The organism is Photobacterium sp. GB-36 (assembly GCF_003026135.1).
GTDB lineage: Bacteria > Pseudomonadota > Gammaproteobacteria > Enterobacterales > Vibrionaceae > Photobacterium.
Window position 1 is genome coordinate 1 of the sequence record NZ_PYNY01000004.1, and the last position, 15,051, is coordinate 15,051.

At 38.2% G+C, this 15,051-nt stretch carries 18 protein-coding genes and 1 pseudogene; 6 read left to right on the forward strand and 13 right to left on the reverse strand.

Annotation, left to right across the window (positions count from 1 at the left end):
* Positions 1-476 precede the first annotated feature (476 nt).
* A complete protein-coding gene (locus C9J46_RS04855; protein WP_107262176.1) occupies positions 477-1,832 on the forward strand; it encodes a DUF4397 domain-containing protein in 1,356 nt (451 codons plus the stop codon).
* 131 nt (positions 1,833-1,963) lie between these two features.
* Here the strand turns inward: C9J46_RS04855 and C9J46_RS04860 are convergent, their stop codons facing one another.
* The 6 genes from C9J46_RS04860 to C9J46_RS04885 form a co-directional block, all read right to left on the reverse strand.
* Positions 1,964-2,341, reverse strand: a complete 378-nt coding sequence (locus tag C9J46_RS04860) for a hypothetical protein (RefSeq protein WP_107290612.1) — start codon at positions 2,339-2,341, stop codon at positions 1,964-1,966.
* Between the two features lie 136 nt (positions 2,342-2,477).
* Positions 2,478-3,041, reverse strand: a complete 564-nt coding sequence (locus tag C9J46_RS04865) for a pyridoxamine 5'-phosphate oxidase family protein (protein WP_370444981.1) — start codon at positions 3,039-3,041, stop codon at positions 2,478-2,480.
* Between the two features lie 165 nt (positions 3,042-3,206).
* On the reverse strand, positions 3,207-3,683 hold the full coding sequence (locus C9J46_RS04870) for a GNAT family N-acetyltransferase (protein WP_107290614.1): 477 nt from the start codon (positions 3,681-3,683) through the stop codon (positions 3,207-3,209).
* Between the two features lie 34 nt (positions 3,684-3,717).
* Entirely contained in the window at positions 3,718-4,278 is a 561-nt protein-coding gene (locus C9J46_RS04875) for a dienelactone hydrolase family protein (RefSeq protein WP_107290615.1), read from the reverse strand.
* 182 nt (positions 4,279-4,460) lie between these two features.
* Entirely contained in the window at positions 4,461-5,993 is a 1,533-nt protein-coding gene (locus tag C9J46_RS04880) for a phospholipase D family protein (protein WP_107290616.1), read from the reverse strand.
* Positions 5,994-6,486: 493 nt separating this feature from the next.
* A complete protein-coding gene (locus tag C9J46_RS04885) occupies positions 6,487-6,909 on the reverse strand; it encodes a hypothetical protein (RefSeq protein WP_107208391.1) in 423 nt (140 codons plus the stop codon).
* Between the two features lie 193 nt (positions 6,910-7,102).
* Here C9J46_RS04885 and C9J46_RS04890 point away from each other — a divergent pair.
* A pseudogene (locus tag C9J46_RS04890) lies at positions 7,103-7,291 on the forward strand (phage integrase N-terminal SAM-like domain-containing protein); the annotation flags it as partial.
* 378 nt (positions 7,292-7,669) lie between these two features.
* On the opposite strand, the gene C9J46_RS04895 reads toward C9J46_RS04890, so the two are convergent.
* Entirely contained in the window at positions 7,670-8,032 is a 363-nt protein-coding gene (locus C9J46_RS04895) for a VOC family protein (RefSeq protein WP_107287532.1), read from the reverse strand.
* Positions 8,033-8,398: 366 nt separating this feature from the next.
* On the opposite strand from C9J46_RS04895, the gene C9J46_RS21740 reads away from it, so the two are divergent.
* Both C9J46_RS21740 and C9J46_RS04900 read left to right on the forward strand, forming a co-directional pair.
* Entirely contained in the window at positions 8,399-8,581 is a 183-nt protein-coding gene (locus tag C9J46_RS21740; RefSeq protein ID WP_233217684.1) for a phage integrase N-terminal SAM-like domain-containing protein, read from the forward strand.
* 35 nt (positions 8,582-8,616) lie between these two features.
* A complete protein-coding gene (locus C9J46_RS04900) occupies positions 8,617-9,354 on the forward strand; it encodes an integron integrase (protein ID WP_233217701.1) in 738 nt (245 codons plus the stop codon).
* 73 nt (positions 9,355-9,427) lie between these two features.
* Here the strand turns inward: C9J46_RS04900 and arsC are convergent, their stop codons facing one another.
* The 6 genes from arsC to C9J46_RS04930 all read right to left on the reverse strand — a co-directional run bounded on the left by arsC (position 9,428) and on the right by C9J46_RS04930 (position 12,841).
* Positions 9,428-9,847 carry an arsenate reductase (glutaredoxin) gene (gene arsC, locus C9J46_RS04905; RefSeq protein ID WP_105062586.1) on the reverse strand — a complete coding sequence of 140 codons (420 nt, stop codon included), beginning with the start codon at positions 9,845-9,847 and terminating at the stop codon, positions 9,428-9,430.
* A 4-nt stretch (positions 9,848-9,851) separates the two neighbouring features.
* Entirely contained in the window at positions 9,852-10,913 is a 1,062-nt protein-coding gene (gene arsB, locus C9J46_RS04910; protein WP_107287531.1) for an ACR3 family arsenite efflux transporter, read from the reverse strand.
* Between the two features lie 4 nt (positions 10,914-10,917).
* Entirely contained in the window at positions 10,918-11,637 is a 720-nt protein-coding gene (arsH, locus tag C9J46_RS04915) for an arsenical resistance protein ArsH (RefSeq protein WP_045185791.1), read from the reverse strand.
* Positions 11,638-11,689: 52 nt separating this feature from the next.
* A complete protein-coding gene (locus tag C9J46_RS04920) occupies positions 11,690-12,013 on the reverse strand; it encodes a metalloregulator ArsR/SmtB family transcription factor (protein ID WP_107206700.1) in 324 nt (107 codons plus the stop codon).
* 196 nt (positions 12,014-12,209) lie between these two features.
* A complete protein-coding gene (locus C9J46_RS04925) occupies positions 12,210-12,395 on the reverse strand; it encodes a hypothetical protein (RefSeq protein WP_107287530.1) in 186 nt (61 codons plus the stop codon).
* Positions 12,396-12,475: 80 nt separating this feature from the next.
* The gene (locus C9J46_RS04930) at positions 12,476-12,841 is read right to left on the reverse strand and encodes a hypothetical protein (RefSeq protein ID WP_107206702.1); all 366 of its coding nucleotides are present in this window, start codon (positions 12,839-12,841) and stop codon (positions 12,476-12,478) included.
* Positions 12,842-13,110: 269 nt separating this feature from the next.
* On the opposite strand from C9J46_RS04930, the gene C9J46_RS04935 reads away from it, so the two are divergent.
* Both C9J46_RS04935 and C9J46_RS04940 read left to right on the forward strand, forming a co-directional pair.
* Positions 13,111-13,431 (forward strand): hypothetical protein, encoded by a 321-nt coding sequence (locus tag C9J46_RS04935; protein WP_107206703.1) that lies wholly within the window; start codon positions 13,111-13,113, stop codon positions 13,429-13,431.
* 280 nt (positions 13,432-13,711) lie between these two features.
* Positions 13,712-15,049, forward strand: coding sequence for a YadA-like family protein (locus C9J46_RS04940; protein WP_107290617.1), 1,338 nt, complete (start codon positions 13,712-13,714; stop codon positions 15,047-15,049).
* Positions 15,050-15,051 lie beyond the last annotated feature (2 nt).

A 15,051-nucleotide genomic window follows, 5' to 3' on the forward strand; every position in this document is an offset into this window, starting at 1 on the left:
AATTAAGAATAACATGTGATAAAGCATTGTTATTTTTAATGAAATAAAAGTATAAATGTAACAATCCCACATCAATAAATCATCCTGATAAATGACTCTCTCCATAATAAAATACAGAACATTTAAATTAACAGGCGAGCAATAAAACGCTTCATAAGAGTAATATTTAACTTCCTTATTAATAAATCACCTATTTTATAAATTTGTTGCTTTTAAAAATGAGTTTCATATACAAACAAGTTAGATCAATGTAATAGAAATGATAACAAACAGAGCGTAAGCATATTTATCTATTTTTAATTTTCACAACAACTTATCCAAGGTTTCTAATATGAAAAAAGTAATAATTCATAGCTATTGAGTGATATTCCTCACAATAAGACAAATGATGCACAGTGACGATTTTTTGCTTGTGAACCAATATATTCATATTGCCGTAGAAATTTTTCCTTAATCAAGCAAGGAAGAGGTTTTATATGAAAAAAACAACACTTACATTACTTACAACTGCGGCATTAATCTTAAACGGTTGTGACAGCGATTCGCATGATGAAAATGAGACAAAACAAGCTGAAATGCCTACTTCACAGTTAAGGGTCACGCATGCAAGTGCGGATGCTCCGCTTGTTTCTATTTTAATGGATGGTGATGTAGTTAGTGGCTTATCTAACGTTGATTATCAGCAAGGTAGCCCATTACTTACTGTTAATTCAGGCAGTCATGATCTGATTGTGCGTGGACTTCTTGCAAACGATGCGACCGCTGATGTGATCACAGCAAACGCAGTAAACCTTGCACCAGATATGCAGTATGACGTCTTTGCTGTAAATAATGTGAATGCTATAGAGCCTGTGATTCTTTCTCGGTCTAATGAAGCCCCTGATGACCAATCTATTCGCGTCGATGTGTTACATGGACACCCCAACGTTGGTGGTGTTGATATTCACGTAACGACCGATCCTAGTATCAGTGCAGATACAATTGCGGTTTCCGATCTCACCTTTAAAGAAGACGATGCAAATCTCCCCGTTACACTTCCCGCTGGTGAATACCGAATAAGGATCACGTTAGCAGGTAACAGTACTGATGCCGATGTAGTATATGACAGTGGCAACATCGCATTAGATGGTGGTAGCGACTTAATGGTCACAGCAGTACCCAATGTAAGCGGTGGTGCCGTTTCTCCTGTCAATCTTCTTGTTGCAGACGGATCAACCGTTAATGTACTGAGAAACACTGGCGAAAACTCAACGGTGCGTGTTGGTCATGCCGTCGCTGATTTAGGTGATGTCGATGTAAGAGCCAGTGGCAATGTTGTGTCTGGACTTGATTCGATAAGCTATGAAACAATTAAAAGCCTTGATTTAGCGCCGAACACTTACGATTTAACGGTTACTCCTTCTGGATCAACAACACCTGAAGCCATTAAAGCTCCAGGCACCCCTTTTGCAGCAGGCTCTGAAACAACCATTTTTGCCGTCGGACAATTTGCCGCTCAATCTATAGAACCTGTTATTATTGAAGATGATTTAAGAAGTGTTGCGACATATGCAAAATTAAGAGTCGTTCATGCTAATCCAATAGCTGGCACAGTGGATATTCACGCAGCCCCTACCGGTACAGGATTCTCAGCCGATACTGCGGTATTACAAAATGTGAATTTCAAAGACTCTGCTGTACTTAACGTGGGTGAAGGTAATTACGATTTCGCCGTGGCAGAAGCAGGGACAACCAATGTATTGCTAACAGCGACCAATGTAGCGCTTGCGGGAGGTAACGTGGCAACCGCATTTGCAACTGAAAACGCCATTGCGTTAAACGTCGACAAATAACAACCTTAAAAAACATATCAAAAAGTCCGCAATCTTTTACTACTAGGCGCTAGTAATAAGTTAACTGCGGACTTTTTCATTGGCATTACGCTATCAAAAGCATTGCCTTATACTTACAACGCTGAATTAAACTAATCGTCAATACCGCAATCAGTGCAACTTAGCAGTACGATTTCGTGTTCAAATACACCTACATCGCTACCATCAGCAAAAAGCTCAGCAATTTCTTCTGCTACTTCTTGTTCATCTTCAGCTTTAACTTGATGCGCTAACTCTTCTTCAGAATAACCGTAGAAATTAAGCAATAAATAATCACGAGCTTCATCTTTTGTACAAGTTACGTTCACCGACACTTCAGGCTCAACGTTATCTTGCGCAATAATCGCAGACGCTTGTGCAATAACATCTTCTTTCATCGCTGCGGTTAACCAACCAAGATCAATGCTAACTGTATTTTTTTTACAGTTAAAACATGGCAGTTTCTGAAAGTAATATTGAAAGTCAGTCATAGATAATTTCTTCTTTAAATGTTGTTTTGCAAGATTATGAGCGTTTTCTAGCAAAATACTAGCGTAACAGGCCGTGAATACGTTATATCGTGAGTAGTATGATGAAGTATTAGGCACGAAATAACCGCTTAATTCATTACTCTACGTCCAAGCCAGATCTTTTCGCTATTTCAGTTTCAAAGCCATCGATACTTTTTTGATTCTTTTTGAGCCAGTATTGCTCTATTCCTTCGACACCTTGCTTTTTTGACCAATTCGCCAAGTCATCACGATCCCCCTCATAGCTAAAATACGGAACCGACATGCCACAAGATGACTGAACAAAATCAATATCTAAGATAAATATTTGTCTAGAAGCGACACTTTCTGGAAATAGCTGCACAAACTGACCCCATTCCTCATCTTTAGTATGTAAGACTTTTGCCTCCCCATATACTCGAAAAATGAGCGGAGCGCCTTCAAATGCACAGAACATGAGTGTCATTCGTGCATTTTTAATAACATGCGATGCAGACTCATTACCGCTACCTGTTAAATTTAACCACGCTATTTGCTTTGAATTGATGACTCTCAATGAATCACCACCTTTGGGTGACAAATTCACATTACCGCTATCAGCGGCAGTACCAACAAAATAGATTTTTTGCTTTTCGATAAACTCTACATGTTTATCTGATAATTCAGAAAATTGTTTACCCAAAATAGTCACCTCCATATTAAGTATTCAATACTAGAGATCGCGCCAAGTTTAAAACAAACTAGTTGGCTATCCGTTGAGATACAAAGTACATCTTATTATCTGCCGATGAGATCACCTAATTTTCATTACCTAACCCGAGATGGCAGAAGATAAAAGTGATAAACCTTAATTCTGAATGAGATACAAATTCCCCGTTTCAAATTCATTCTTAACTGCACACTTTATTTTCCAACCTAATTTCTTAGCAACCTTTTGGCTTGCTATATTATCAGAGGCAATAAATACATTAACTTGGGTAAAATCGATAGTATCAGACAGTTTAGCGATTGCTAATTCACACATAATAATAGCTAACCCTTGCCCCCAAAATTTCCTACGCAGGAAATAACCAAAATCCAATTCACCATCAATTAACGACATTCCACAAAAACCGATAAACTCATTCGTTTCAATAGACCGAAAGGCAAACCTATGCTCTGCTTTTTGCTCATTAATAAACCATGCTTCTGACTCTTTATCAGTTAATGGACGCCTTGGGCCTAGAAATCGCATCGTTTCTTTATCTTGAAGTAAGTCGAAAACAGCAAATTTATCACTTTCAATAAGTTGTGATATTTCTATTTTATTTTGATTCAGCAACATCACATAAACCTTATAACAAAATGATTAATATGAATTATATTTTTCTTATTCTATTCAGAATATATTCGAACCCCATCGTCTCACCTTGTTTATCATAAGCACCAGATAAACAATTCATAAAACCGTGTTTATAAGGCATGATTTGAGTCGTTACATTTACTCGATGAAGAAGTACTGTATTCATGGTTAAAACGTCAAAAGAGGCTTCTTTTTTCGGAAAAATAACCGCTGTTGGTACTTTCGGCTCAATATCCACGTGATTACGTATTTGTGAAGGATAAAAGCAAAGAATACTTTTACAATCAGATGCGACTAATTCGGATATTCGCCAAGCAGCATTTGCGCCTGCGCTAAAACCTATCAGTACATCAGGCTTATCTTTTAATACTGACTCACAAACTAAAGATAAGTAATCATCATGCCCACAAGCTTTAATAAATTGTTCATACGCAGTTTTTTCACTAGAAAACTCAAAGCGAACACCTTGGTAAGGGTCAACGATTTTTACACTGTCAGTATGCTGAGCAATAAATGAGGCCATCTTATCTGTGGTTTCACATAAACCAAAAATATCGGTGACAATAATAACCTTCATAAATGCTCCTTTATATAATTAACCCATAGCAGATACTAATAAATATGTTATTAATACTGAAGTGAGTAACAAATAAACTTAGAAACCAAGCGTGAAACAATAGAGAAAAGAGCAACTATTGCATTAAAAACAAAAAGCCAGCCTCAGAGGCTGACTTTGCAATCTCTTATTAAAATTAGTGCTTACAAATACTTCTCTATTGGCAATAACTGTAATAATTCTGATTTCATACGATCCCATTGTTTAGTGTTCGGTTCACTGTCCCATGTTTCGTTACCCGAATGCCAATACACATCGCCATCATCCAGACTTAAATGCCAACTGTTAGTGTCTTGCATTGCGCCCTCTAAGGTCGTAGCCAGCTCTGTGGCAATCTTAGGGTTTTCAATCACCAATAGCGACTCAGTATTAAGATAGGTAGAGCGTAAATTGAAGTTAAATGAGCCAATCGTCGCTATTTGATGGTCAAATACCGCTGATTTAGCGTGTAAACCGTATACCGCATTCGGTGCACATTTGTCGTTATCTTGAATAACAATCTTGCATAACTTAGCGTCAGGCTTTAATTCATATAAATCCATGCCACTTTCTAGCATGTCTTGCCGTCTGCCTGCATAACCAGAGTGATTAGTCACAAGATCATTTGATGCCATTGAGTTTGTCAGCGCTTTGATCTCCACGCCCTTTTGCGAGAGCTGTTGTAAACCCTCTAGCTGTTTATCATCAAAGACTAAATATGCCGATTCAATAATGATGTCATTTTTTGTATTTTTCGCCAGTGTAGATAAATACTGCGCCGTTGCTTTTGGCTGATCTGTATTATCAACATCATCTGGAATCGGCTTATCTGCAATATATGTGGCTTTGGCTCCAGTCATCTTCTTTAACTGCGTCGATAAGTACGTCATGGCTGCATTTTGGCTTTGAGGCAATGCTGGATAGTTTTTATATTCAGGTACAGGAATAGTGTTAAGCATTAACTGTGGTAGTGGCTTAGCTTTATCCCTTAATAAATCAACTGAATATGCCCATTCACTATTCCAATAATCATTAAAGCTGCGTTGAACATCAGCGACAACTTTTCCACTTGCTAATACATCACGATCACGTAAGTTCAACTCATGGGAAAGATCAAAATACTCATCACCAATATTACGTCCACCAACAACAGTAAAAGCACCATCAACAGTGAAAGATTTATTATGCATACGACGATTTAAACGTGAAAAGTCCCCTACAAAACTTATCCATTTGCCAGCATTACGGGTTGGGATCGGATTAAAAATACGGATATCGATATTAGGGTGTGCATCGAGTTTTGTTAGCAGTGCTTCACGATCGTTTAAGTTAATATCATCAAGCAACACACGAACATAAACACCACGATCAGCGGCTGCGACTAAACGACTCGCTAAATAACGACCAGAACTATCTGAGTTCCAAATATAGTATTGAATGTCTATCGTATGTTCGGCAGCTTCAACCAAAGCTAAACGTTGAGCCAATGCATCCCAGCCCGTATTTTGCACCAGAACTGCGCTTGGTGTTTGTGGCGTTATAAATGGATTGTGGCGATCGTTTAATGTCGATAACGCACTGGTTAATTTTGGTGTTAGTGGCGCATCAAGATGCTCTGCTTGTTTAGGCAGTGAGGAACACCCTGTCAGAATAGTGATAAAGATAACACTTGCACCTATCACTTTATTTATTGGCATGTATAACAATATCCTTATTCTGTAAGCCGCGATTCATTCGCTTTTGATTTAATTTTACACCCGCATTGCCATTATTTAATAATAGCCAGCAACAAGCTAGTTATCTAAACAGTCAATCAAATACCGTTAAGCCAACCACATTCATTTCACCATAATCTATTTCATGCATTGTTAACTTTTCGTCATCGAACACTAAAAATATTCGGTTTATACTATGTGTTATCGAAAGGATTTCAGCGAGTACGTGATTATGGGTTGCTGCGTGGTCGTAATCAGAAATAGCGTCATCGAATTAACGCTTCAGGAGTAAAGAGGATTTCATTATCAATCAGCGTGTTAAAATTATTGGTTCACACCAAGGATAACGCTCGACTTCTTTTTCGCATCACCCTTCTTGATATTTCAAATATTTACTTATATAAGGTCGCTTGGGCTTATCCAACACTTCGGATAGGTGTCGGCTACGCGACACATATCCTTATTCGTTATGTGTTTACGCCCATTTTACTGACTTTGGCACTTCTTGCTTAAGGGCATAAACATGCCTAATCAACTGCCCTTCGTGCATTGATTCATGCTCAAGTAAGTCGACTAATAAATCATCTCTCTCCTCTGTCCAACTCTTTATAGTAGTAACCGCTTCTTCGAACTTGACCTCTGAAGACTTTAGCTTTGCTACGATATCAAGTAGGTTGTTAGTATTTTCAAGAGAGCAAGTAAAACCGTCCCACTTACCAACTAAGAGTGAACGTGCGTAACTTTCTCTTGCACCTACAATACACCACATGTGCTCACCAATTGATTTACTCTTTGGCACATCTAATTGTACCTCAAGCAGTGAGGGCTCAAGAGACTCAACTAATTCAAGCAGCGATTTGGAACGCTGACGGATATTCTTTAATACTGTGCTTCTCAATTCTCTAAATCCTCAATCTACACATAACGCTCGATTAACGGGTTAAAAATAGCGGGCTAAAATTGAGCGAAGCGAAGAACCCACTGCTTTTAATCCCTGTTTAATTGCTTGTTGAACGAAGCCGCTTCGCGGCAGAGTGAAAGCCCATAAGCTCGACTACGGTAAATATACCTTTAAAAAAGGAATATTTATCATGAACAAAGCGCAACAACATCGTTCAGATTATCTTTATGAACAACACCTTACCCATCTCACCTTGCAAGGTAAACGTCCCTCTACGATTGATGCTTATAGTCGTGCTCTACGTCGCATTACTCACCAATTGGATAAATCACCAGACACATTAACTACCGACGATCTGAAGCGGTATTTTACACAATTGAATATCAATAATGATCAGGTGACATTTCGTCCAAAACCAAACGATGAAAACACGCACGTTGCCCTCACCGAATAAAACGGTACGTATAAAAGCCCAACCTTTTGCCCCTACTGCCAACATGTCATGCAATTAACGGGAATAGATAACCGACGTTCAAAAATAAGGATAATGGCTTTCACGCTTCATAATTAAAGAGGATTTTATTATAAATCAGAGTATTAAAATGATTGGTTCACACCAAGGATAACGCTCGACTTCTTTTTGGCATCCCCCTTCATGCTATTTCCAATACTTACTTATATAAGGTGGCTTGGGCTTGTCCAACACTTCGGATAGGTGTCGGCTACGCGACACATATCCTTATTCGTTATGTACGTACTAAAGGTACACAACAGACTCTACATTGTTACCCTCGGGGTCAATCAAAAATGCCGCGTAATAGTTTGGAGCATAGTCTCTCCGTAAACCTGGGTTACCGTTGCATTTACCACCTACGGATAAGCCAGCTTCGTGAAACGCAGCAACTTGTAGTTTGTCCTTTGCGGAGAAAGCGATATGGCACTTTGAATTGCTGACGCCTTTTTCGATTAGAAACCTTACATTTGGTTCGCTTGAAAGACCAAAACCAGCTGCACTTTCATCTGACCACTTGAGTTCAATACCCAATGGTTTTAATGCATTCTTGTAAAACGTACGACATTCTTCGAATGCAGCTACCTTAATTTCAAAATGATCTATCACTCTCAATCCTATAGAGTTACTTACAATTTCTCTTCAAGTACATAACAGTATATTAATAAGCATTCTTACTTTTACGCTATATTAATACAGCAAATTCTCATCATTCTAATAAATAAAAACATTTATTTTCATTAACTTAGTCGCAAAAAACCTCTTTTAATTGATTAATGGCTCTCGATAAAAGTAAGAACTGTTTTTAACCCGTCGGATTAAAAGCACAACCATGAATTTTACATTATATATATCAATGCCTTACAAATACAAACTGAGATAATTAAGAAATTTTTCTTATTAAATACCGATAATAACTAGATATTTTCCCTAACTCTATTATAACTGTATATAAATACAGCAATGGAGCGCATTATGGCAACATCCCCATTTATGCAGAAAGTCAGAATGGAACTGCGCACTCATCAATACAGCCTTCGTACCGAAAAAAACTACATGTATTGGATCCGTTTATATATTCGTTTTAACGATTTAAAACATCCAAATAACATGGGTAATCACGAAATTGAACGTTTCCTTAATCATCTCGCCAAGTAAGCGTATCAACGCAAAATCAAGCCTTATGTGCCATCATTTTTCTTTATCGCTATGTCGTAAGAAAAGAAATTACTAATCTCAAATATCATAATGCCAAATTACCGAAGCGTTTACCTAATGTCCTTAGCAATAATGAAGTTACAGCGATTTTTAATAATTTATTAGATGAATATAAATTAATTGCAGGTATTCTTTACGGTTGCGGATTAAGAATAACTGAAGCTCTTTCCCTAAGAATTAAAGATATTAATTTTGATTCTAAATCTATTTTCATTTTTAATGGGAAGGAACGAAAAGATAGATATACACTTTTGCCTAATACCTTAATTAACCCTTTAAAAAAGCAAATTGAATACGTAAAAAGAATACATACTGATGATCTCAATCATGGTTATGGTATCGCTTCAGCCCCAACAGCACTTTATCGTAAATACCAAGGCGCATTAAAACTGTGCGGTTGGCAGTATATATTCCCCTCTCAACACCGTTGTACTCATCCTTACGATGGATATATTTGTAGACATCATTTACATGTATCAGCATTTTCAAAACATTTACATCGTGCTGCGAAATTAAGTCAAATAGATAAACGTGTAACTGCACATACTTTTCGCCATTCTTTTGCTACTCGATTATTAGAAAATGGCACCGATATACGTACAGTACAAGAACTCCTCGGACATACTGATATTCGGACGACTGAAATTTATACTCATGTAGTTGGTAATCGTAGAGCAGGGACTAAGAGCCCTATAGATTGTCTTTTTAACTAAAAAAAGCTCTGACTTTCATCAGAGCTTTAAACATGTCTATTTATACTTACTTAAGTTGTAGTGGCAAAAGCAATTACAGTAGACGGTTTCCGTTGGCATCGATGATGACTTCACCATCTTCCTTGATTAGTGGTCCTTTCGGCCAGTTTTCAAGCACATCTAATACCGCTTCACTAGGGCGACACAGTTTTACACCTTTTGCCGTACATACGATTGGGCGATTCACCAATACAGGGTGTTCTAGCATGGCTTCTAAAATCACGTCGTCTGATACGCTTTCATCTAATAAACCAAGCTCTTTAGCTGGCGACTTACTGGTACGTAATGCGGTACGTGGGGTTAAGTTTGCCGCTGCAAATAACGCTTGAAGCTGAGGTTTTGTCCACCCTTCTTGAATGTATTCAATCACAACTGGCTCATAGCCTGCATCTTGGATAATTTGCAGCACATTTCTTGAGGTACCGCACTCTGGATTATGGTGAATAACAACCATTTTTTTACTCTCCGTGTACTTTTGAAATAGTGTTTGATGACATTTCGTTTTCATCAAACCAATGGCGAGTACGGTTGGCAAACCATACTAAAGACAACATAACGGGTACTTCCACCAGCACGCCAACAACGGTGGCAAGAGCGGCACCTGAGTGTAAACCAAACAGTGAAATCGCAACGGCTACCGCTAATTCAAAGAAGTTAGAGGTACCAATCATACAAGCGGGTGCTGCAATGTTATGAGCTAACTTCATGCGTTTTGCAGCCCAGTAAGCAATAGCAAAAATCGCGTAAGTTTGAATTAACAATGGAATCGCAATTAATACAATCGCTTCAGGGTTAGCGATAATTGTTTCAGCTTGGAAACCAAACAATAAAACAACTGTTGATAACAAACCAATAATTGACCAAGGTTTTAGCTTGGCTAATAGGTTATCTAAACGAGAATGGTCGTTTGATTTATCAAGCGCTTTACGAGTAATGGCACCCGCCACTAATGGGATCACCACATACAGCACCACTGATAATACTAGGGTATCCCAAGGCACAGTAATGTCTGTCACGCCTAGCAAGAATGCAGCAATCGGTGCGAAAGCAAAGATCATGATCAGATCGTTAACGGATACTTGTACCAAGGTGTAGTTCGCATCACCTTTGGTCATTTGGCTCCACACAAATACCATTGCGGTACAAGGTGCAACGCCCAATAAGATCATACCTGCGATGTATTGAGAAGCGGTTTCTGGATCAACCCAAGAGGCGAAGAAAACTTTGAAGAATAGCCAACCTAGAAACGCCATAGAAAATGGTTTTACTAACCAGTTAATCACCAGTGTTAGCACTAGGCCTTTCGGTTTTTTACCCACATCTTTGATCGATGAGAAATCAATCTGCATCATCATTGGGAAGATCATTAACCAAATTAATACCGCAATAACGATATTAACGTGCGCGTATTCAAGCGATGCTACTACGCTAAATAATTGTGGGATTGCACTGCCAAGAATAAGACCGGCAATAATGGCAGCCCCAACCCATACGGTTAAGTAACGTTCAAACAGTCCCATTTTATTAGCCTTCTTTTTGGTTTACACGTTGCATTAATTGCTCTGCACTTTCGACACGTTCTGAATAACGATCGACTAAGAAATCACTGTTATCGCGGGTTAGTAGCGTAAATTTCACTAGCTCTTCCATCACATCAACAATGCGGTTGTAATAACCTGATGGCTTCATACGATCGTTATCGTCAAATTCTAAAAACGCTTTTGCGACAGAAGATTGGTTAGGGATAGTCACCATACGCATCCAACGACCCAGCACACGAAGTTGATTCACCACGTTAAATGACTGTGAACCACCACACACTTGCATTACCGCCAGTGTTTTCCCTTGAGTTGGACGAACAGCCCCCATAGATAATGGGATCCAATCAATTTGTGCTTTCATAATGCCAGTCATCGAACCGTGTCGCTCTGGTGAGCACCACACTTGCCCTTCTGACCAGATCACAAGATCTCTTAACTCTGCGACTTTGGGGTGCGTTGGATCTTCTGCATCTGGTAGTGGTAATCCTTGTGGATCAAAAATACGGACTTCTGCGCCCATTTTTACTAATAATCGCGCTGATTCTTCAATCACTAACTTGCTAAAAGAACGCTTACGTAATGATCCGTAAAGCAACAGAATACGCGGTTTATGGGTTGATTTTGGCGCAACTAAATCTTCTGACGTCGTAACATTGAACTGGTTTTCATCAAGATTTGGTAACGATAAGTCTTTAATTTCCATGTTGTGGCCTATGTATAAATAGTCTTTAACTCTGTCACTAATCGATATGTAATTAGCAACTAGAACAATCTGATTCGAGTCGAGATAAACAGTCTTCTAAATATTGATGACTGTTTTGTGACGATGTTGAAACTATCTCGCTCATCCAAGGTGGTATTGCAGGATTCAGTCGGTAATACACCCATTTAGCTCGGCGCTCATCGACCAACAACCCAGTACGACGTAATTCTGCTAAATGACGAGACACTTTAGGCTGGCTAATATCTAATGCTTGTTGTAAATCACACACACAAAGCTCCCCTTTCAAACTAAGGAGCATAAGTACTTTAAGGCGAGTGTCATCCGCCATGGCTTTGAAGAAAGATAGTGTTTCCATAAATTCACATGCGATTTTTCATATATATGATTTTTAATATATGTAGATCTACTTTTAATGTCAACAGTGAACGAAATGTGAAAAAGGGTTTATTTGATGTATTTAAATCTTCAGAGAGGGAAAGGTGATTGTAGAGAAGTTAAAAGTGGGATATCAGACGATAACCATACCCCACCAATAGGCAGTGGTAAGCGGTTTACTCTATCGTATTACATTGTTTTTCTATGTAATTATAGCTATGCCCAGCATCTAAACAGCGATCAATGGTCACGAATTCATGAAACGTTTTTACCGTATAAGCAAAGGCTAATAACAGCGTCACTCTTATCGTGACATCAAGCCAACTCCCCCTTCCCCAGAGTGCTTTATTCTTTGATTTCATAATCCTTTATCCTTTATCCTTTATCCTTTTCTATAGCAGCTGTATAGCGTTCTAGTGATACCTATAACAACACCAAGCCTCTATGGTTTATTGGCAGGCGTTCGTTTGGCTTTTTGATTTAACCAATGGTCACTGTCTATCTGGGTATTCTTTCTTAGTGGTGTTTTTCTCTGGCTTGTTTTCTTCGCAGGCTCTATCGCATCAGGTTGGCGAGGCTTTTTTGTCCCTTGTTTTTTTATCGGCTTTTCTTCGATGAAATCATCTTCAATAATACTGTCGTCTTCTTCATTTTCACTCTCTAGCATTGATTGATAAGTGTTCAAACGCGTTTTAAGATGAGAGAAATAACTGCCATGTGATTTCTTTTTTCGTTTTCTTATAAAGAGTAAATTAAAGATAAGAAACAAAATCATGAAGGGAACAAACCACAGTACATCGCTAAACATTAAGTTCTCCTCCTTTAAATTTAAACAAAGTCATTTGCATTAGAACTATTATAACGCAATATTTTCATAAACTTAGAAAAAATTAAAAACGGCTCTAATGTTTAATCAGGCTGAACGTTTATTAACATATGAATAACTCATATTATAGATAAACGGCATAGTGAGATGTTAAAATCATTAATTGTTGTTCGTTAGCATTCATTCTATTGAGCATTGCTGCATCCTAATTTAGACACAACATCATCAAGATTAACAAACTGAGAATACTCATGAAATTGATAACGACACAAAGCATTATTTTAAGTCTTTTTTTACTGGTAGGTTGCGTAACTGAAAGTGTGAGAGTTGTACCCAAAAAAGTCAGTGTAAATGCAGGCATTGGCTTTAACCCGTGCGGGAGTGAAGTAGAAGGTTATCAATTCTCACCGCAAGGCATGATCACGATTTCTTGCGTAAACGGGATGGTCTATTCTGTCCGCAATCAACAAGAGTTAAAAAAATTAAAAGAAAATGTTATCAAGTGTCAAGAAAATGGCATTAATGATTATTCGGTTTGTTTAACTGTTAAAAGAAATAAGGTTAAAGATTAAATATATTCTAAAATTTAAATGTAGATTTGCAGTCAAGATTAATTAATTTTCTTTTAATTTTGAAAAACACCCATATTTTTCTTTATTTTAAAAAACACCTAAAAAGTCAAAAAACTGGCACATTTAACATCAAACACTAATATATATTCGCTTTTAATGAATATAAACCCTGCCACAATGCATAAATCACATTTTTGGTAACTTTAATTCTATTCCTAACTCTAACTTTATTAATTAAATTGTATATGCTTCCGCTAAATTAAACTATTAGGGTTATGCCATGCTATTAAATAAAAAACATTATTTATTAATATCACTTTTTTCATTACCTGCTTTCGCTCAACCCCTTAATTTAAGTAATAATTTAAGTGATAATTCTTCTAATGCAGCAACGAATACGAATAATGTTATTTTGGGCCAAGGTGCTTCTGTTGCGCAAAGTAACAATTCTGTTGCAATTGGTTACGCATCATCAGCAAAAGGGGAATCGAGTGTTGCTGAAGGTTATTCATCAAGTGCTAATGGTAATGCTGCGATAGCTATGGGGATTGCGGCAAAAAGCCAAGGTAACCAATCTGCCTCTTTTGGCTCTAATGCACAAACATACGGCAATAGTTCCTCTTCATTTGGCTCTGGTGCAATCGCAAAAGGCGTTCAAACCGAGGCTTTTGGCTCTACAGCCAATGCTGATGGCAATGCTTCTATTGCCTTTGGCTCTAGTGCTAAAGCCACTGGGTATTCAACGACGTCGTTGGGTACCAATAGTGTCGCGAAAGGTACATATGCAATGGCTATGGGTACAAGTAGTCATGCTGACGGTAACTATTCAATGGCACTGGGGACTAAAGCGTCAGCGGGTGAAAAAGATATTACTATTGGTAACTATGCGACTGCATCAGGCAAACCTGGTTCTATTGCGATAGGCAATCAATCTGTTTCTACTGATGGCCAAGTATCATTTGGTAGCGATAAGATCCAACGTCGTTTAGAGCATGTACAAGCCGGTATAGCACAAACAGATGCGGTTAACGTAAGTCAGCTACACCAAGGTATTTCACAAGCAAATAAGTATACTGATACTCAAGTATCATCAACATTAAACCAAGCAAAGAGTTATACCAATACTTCAGCGGCTAACACTTTGCACCAAGCTAATAAGTATACCGATACTTCAGCCGCTAACACTTTACATCAAGCGAATGGATATACCGATAATAAAACAGCCGAAGCGGTTAAACAGGCTAACCATTATTCAGATATTGACGCTAATAATGCCGTAAATAAAGCTGATCATTATGCAGATCAAAATGCTGCAGCAACACTCAATAAAGCTAATAGCTATACCGATCAACGTTTTAGTGAACTTAGCCAAGATATTAACAAAGTACATAACGAAGCCAATGCTGGTATTGCAAGTGCAATGGCGATGAGTGCCATTCCTTTCCGTCAAGGTTATCACTATACCATCGGCCTAGGTACGGCAAATTACGATAACCAATCTGCAATTGCATTAGGCGGTAAATTTGATGTTGGACAACGAGGTATCATTACTGTTGCTGCATCTGACGACTCAGAGCATGATACAGGCGTCTCTGCTGGTGTCGGTATTGGTTTCTAGGT

Coding starts and splice junctions, on each gene's coding strand:
- C9J46_RS04855 (WP_107262176.1), top strand. CDS start 477: ATGAAAAAAACAACACTTACATTACTTACAACTGCGGCATTAATCTTA.
- C9J46_RS04860 (WP_107290612.1), bottom strand. CDS start 2,341: ATGACTGACTTTCAATATTACTTTCAGAAACTGCCATGTTTTAACTGT.
- C9J46_RS04870 (WP_107290614.1), bottom strand. CDS start 3,683: ATGTTGCTGAATCAAAATAAAATAGAAATATCACAACTTATTGAAAGT.
- C9J46_RS04875 (WP_107290615.1), bottom strand. CDS start 4,278: ATGAAGGTTATTATTGTCACCGATATTTTTGGTTTATGTGAAACCACA.
- C9J46_RS04880 (WP_107290616.1), bottom strand. CDS start 5,993: ATGCCAATAAATAAAGTGATAGGTGCAAGTGTTATCTTTATCACTATT.
- C9J46_RS21740 (WP_233217684.1), top strand. CDS start 8,399: ATGGCAACATCCCCATTTATGCAGAAAGTCAGAATGGAACTGCGCACT.
- arsC (WP_105062586.1), bottom strand. CDS start 9,847: ATGGTTGTTATTCACCATAATCCAGAGTGCGGTACCTCAAGAAATGTG.
- arsB (WP_107287531.1), bottom strand. CDS start 10,913: ATGGGACTGTTTGAACGTTACTTAACCGTATGGGTTGGGGCTGCCATT.
- arsH (WP_045185791.1), bottom strand. CDS start 11,637: ATGGAAATTAAAGACTTATCGTTACCAAATCTTGATGAAAACCAGTTC.
- C9J46_RS04920 (WP_107206700.1), bottom strand. CDS start 12,013: ATGGAAACACTATCTTTCTTCAAAGCCATGGCGGATGACACTCGCCTT.
- C9J46_RS04925 (WP_107287530.1), bottom strand. CDS start 12,395: ATGAAATCAAAGAATAAAGCACTCTGGGGAAGGGGGAGTTGGCTTGAT.
- C9J46_RS04930 (WP_107206702.1), bottom strand. CDS start 12,841: ATGTTTAGCGATGTACTGTGGTTTGTTCCCTTCATGATTTTGTTTCTT.
- C9J46_RS04935 (WP_107206703.1), top strand. CDS start 13,111: ATGAAATTGATAACGACACAAAGCATTATTTTAAGTCTTTTTTTACTG.
- C9J46_RS04940 (WP_107290617.1), top strand. CDS start 13,712: ATGCTATTAAATAAAAAACATTATTTATTAATATCACTTTTTTCATTA.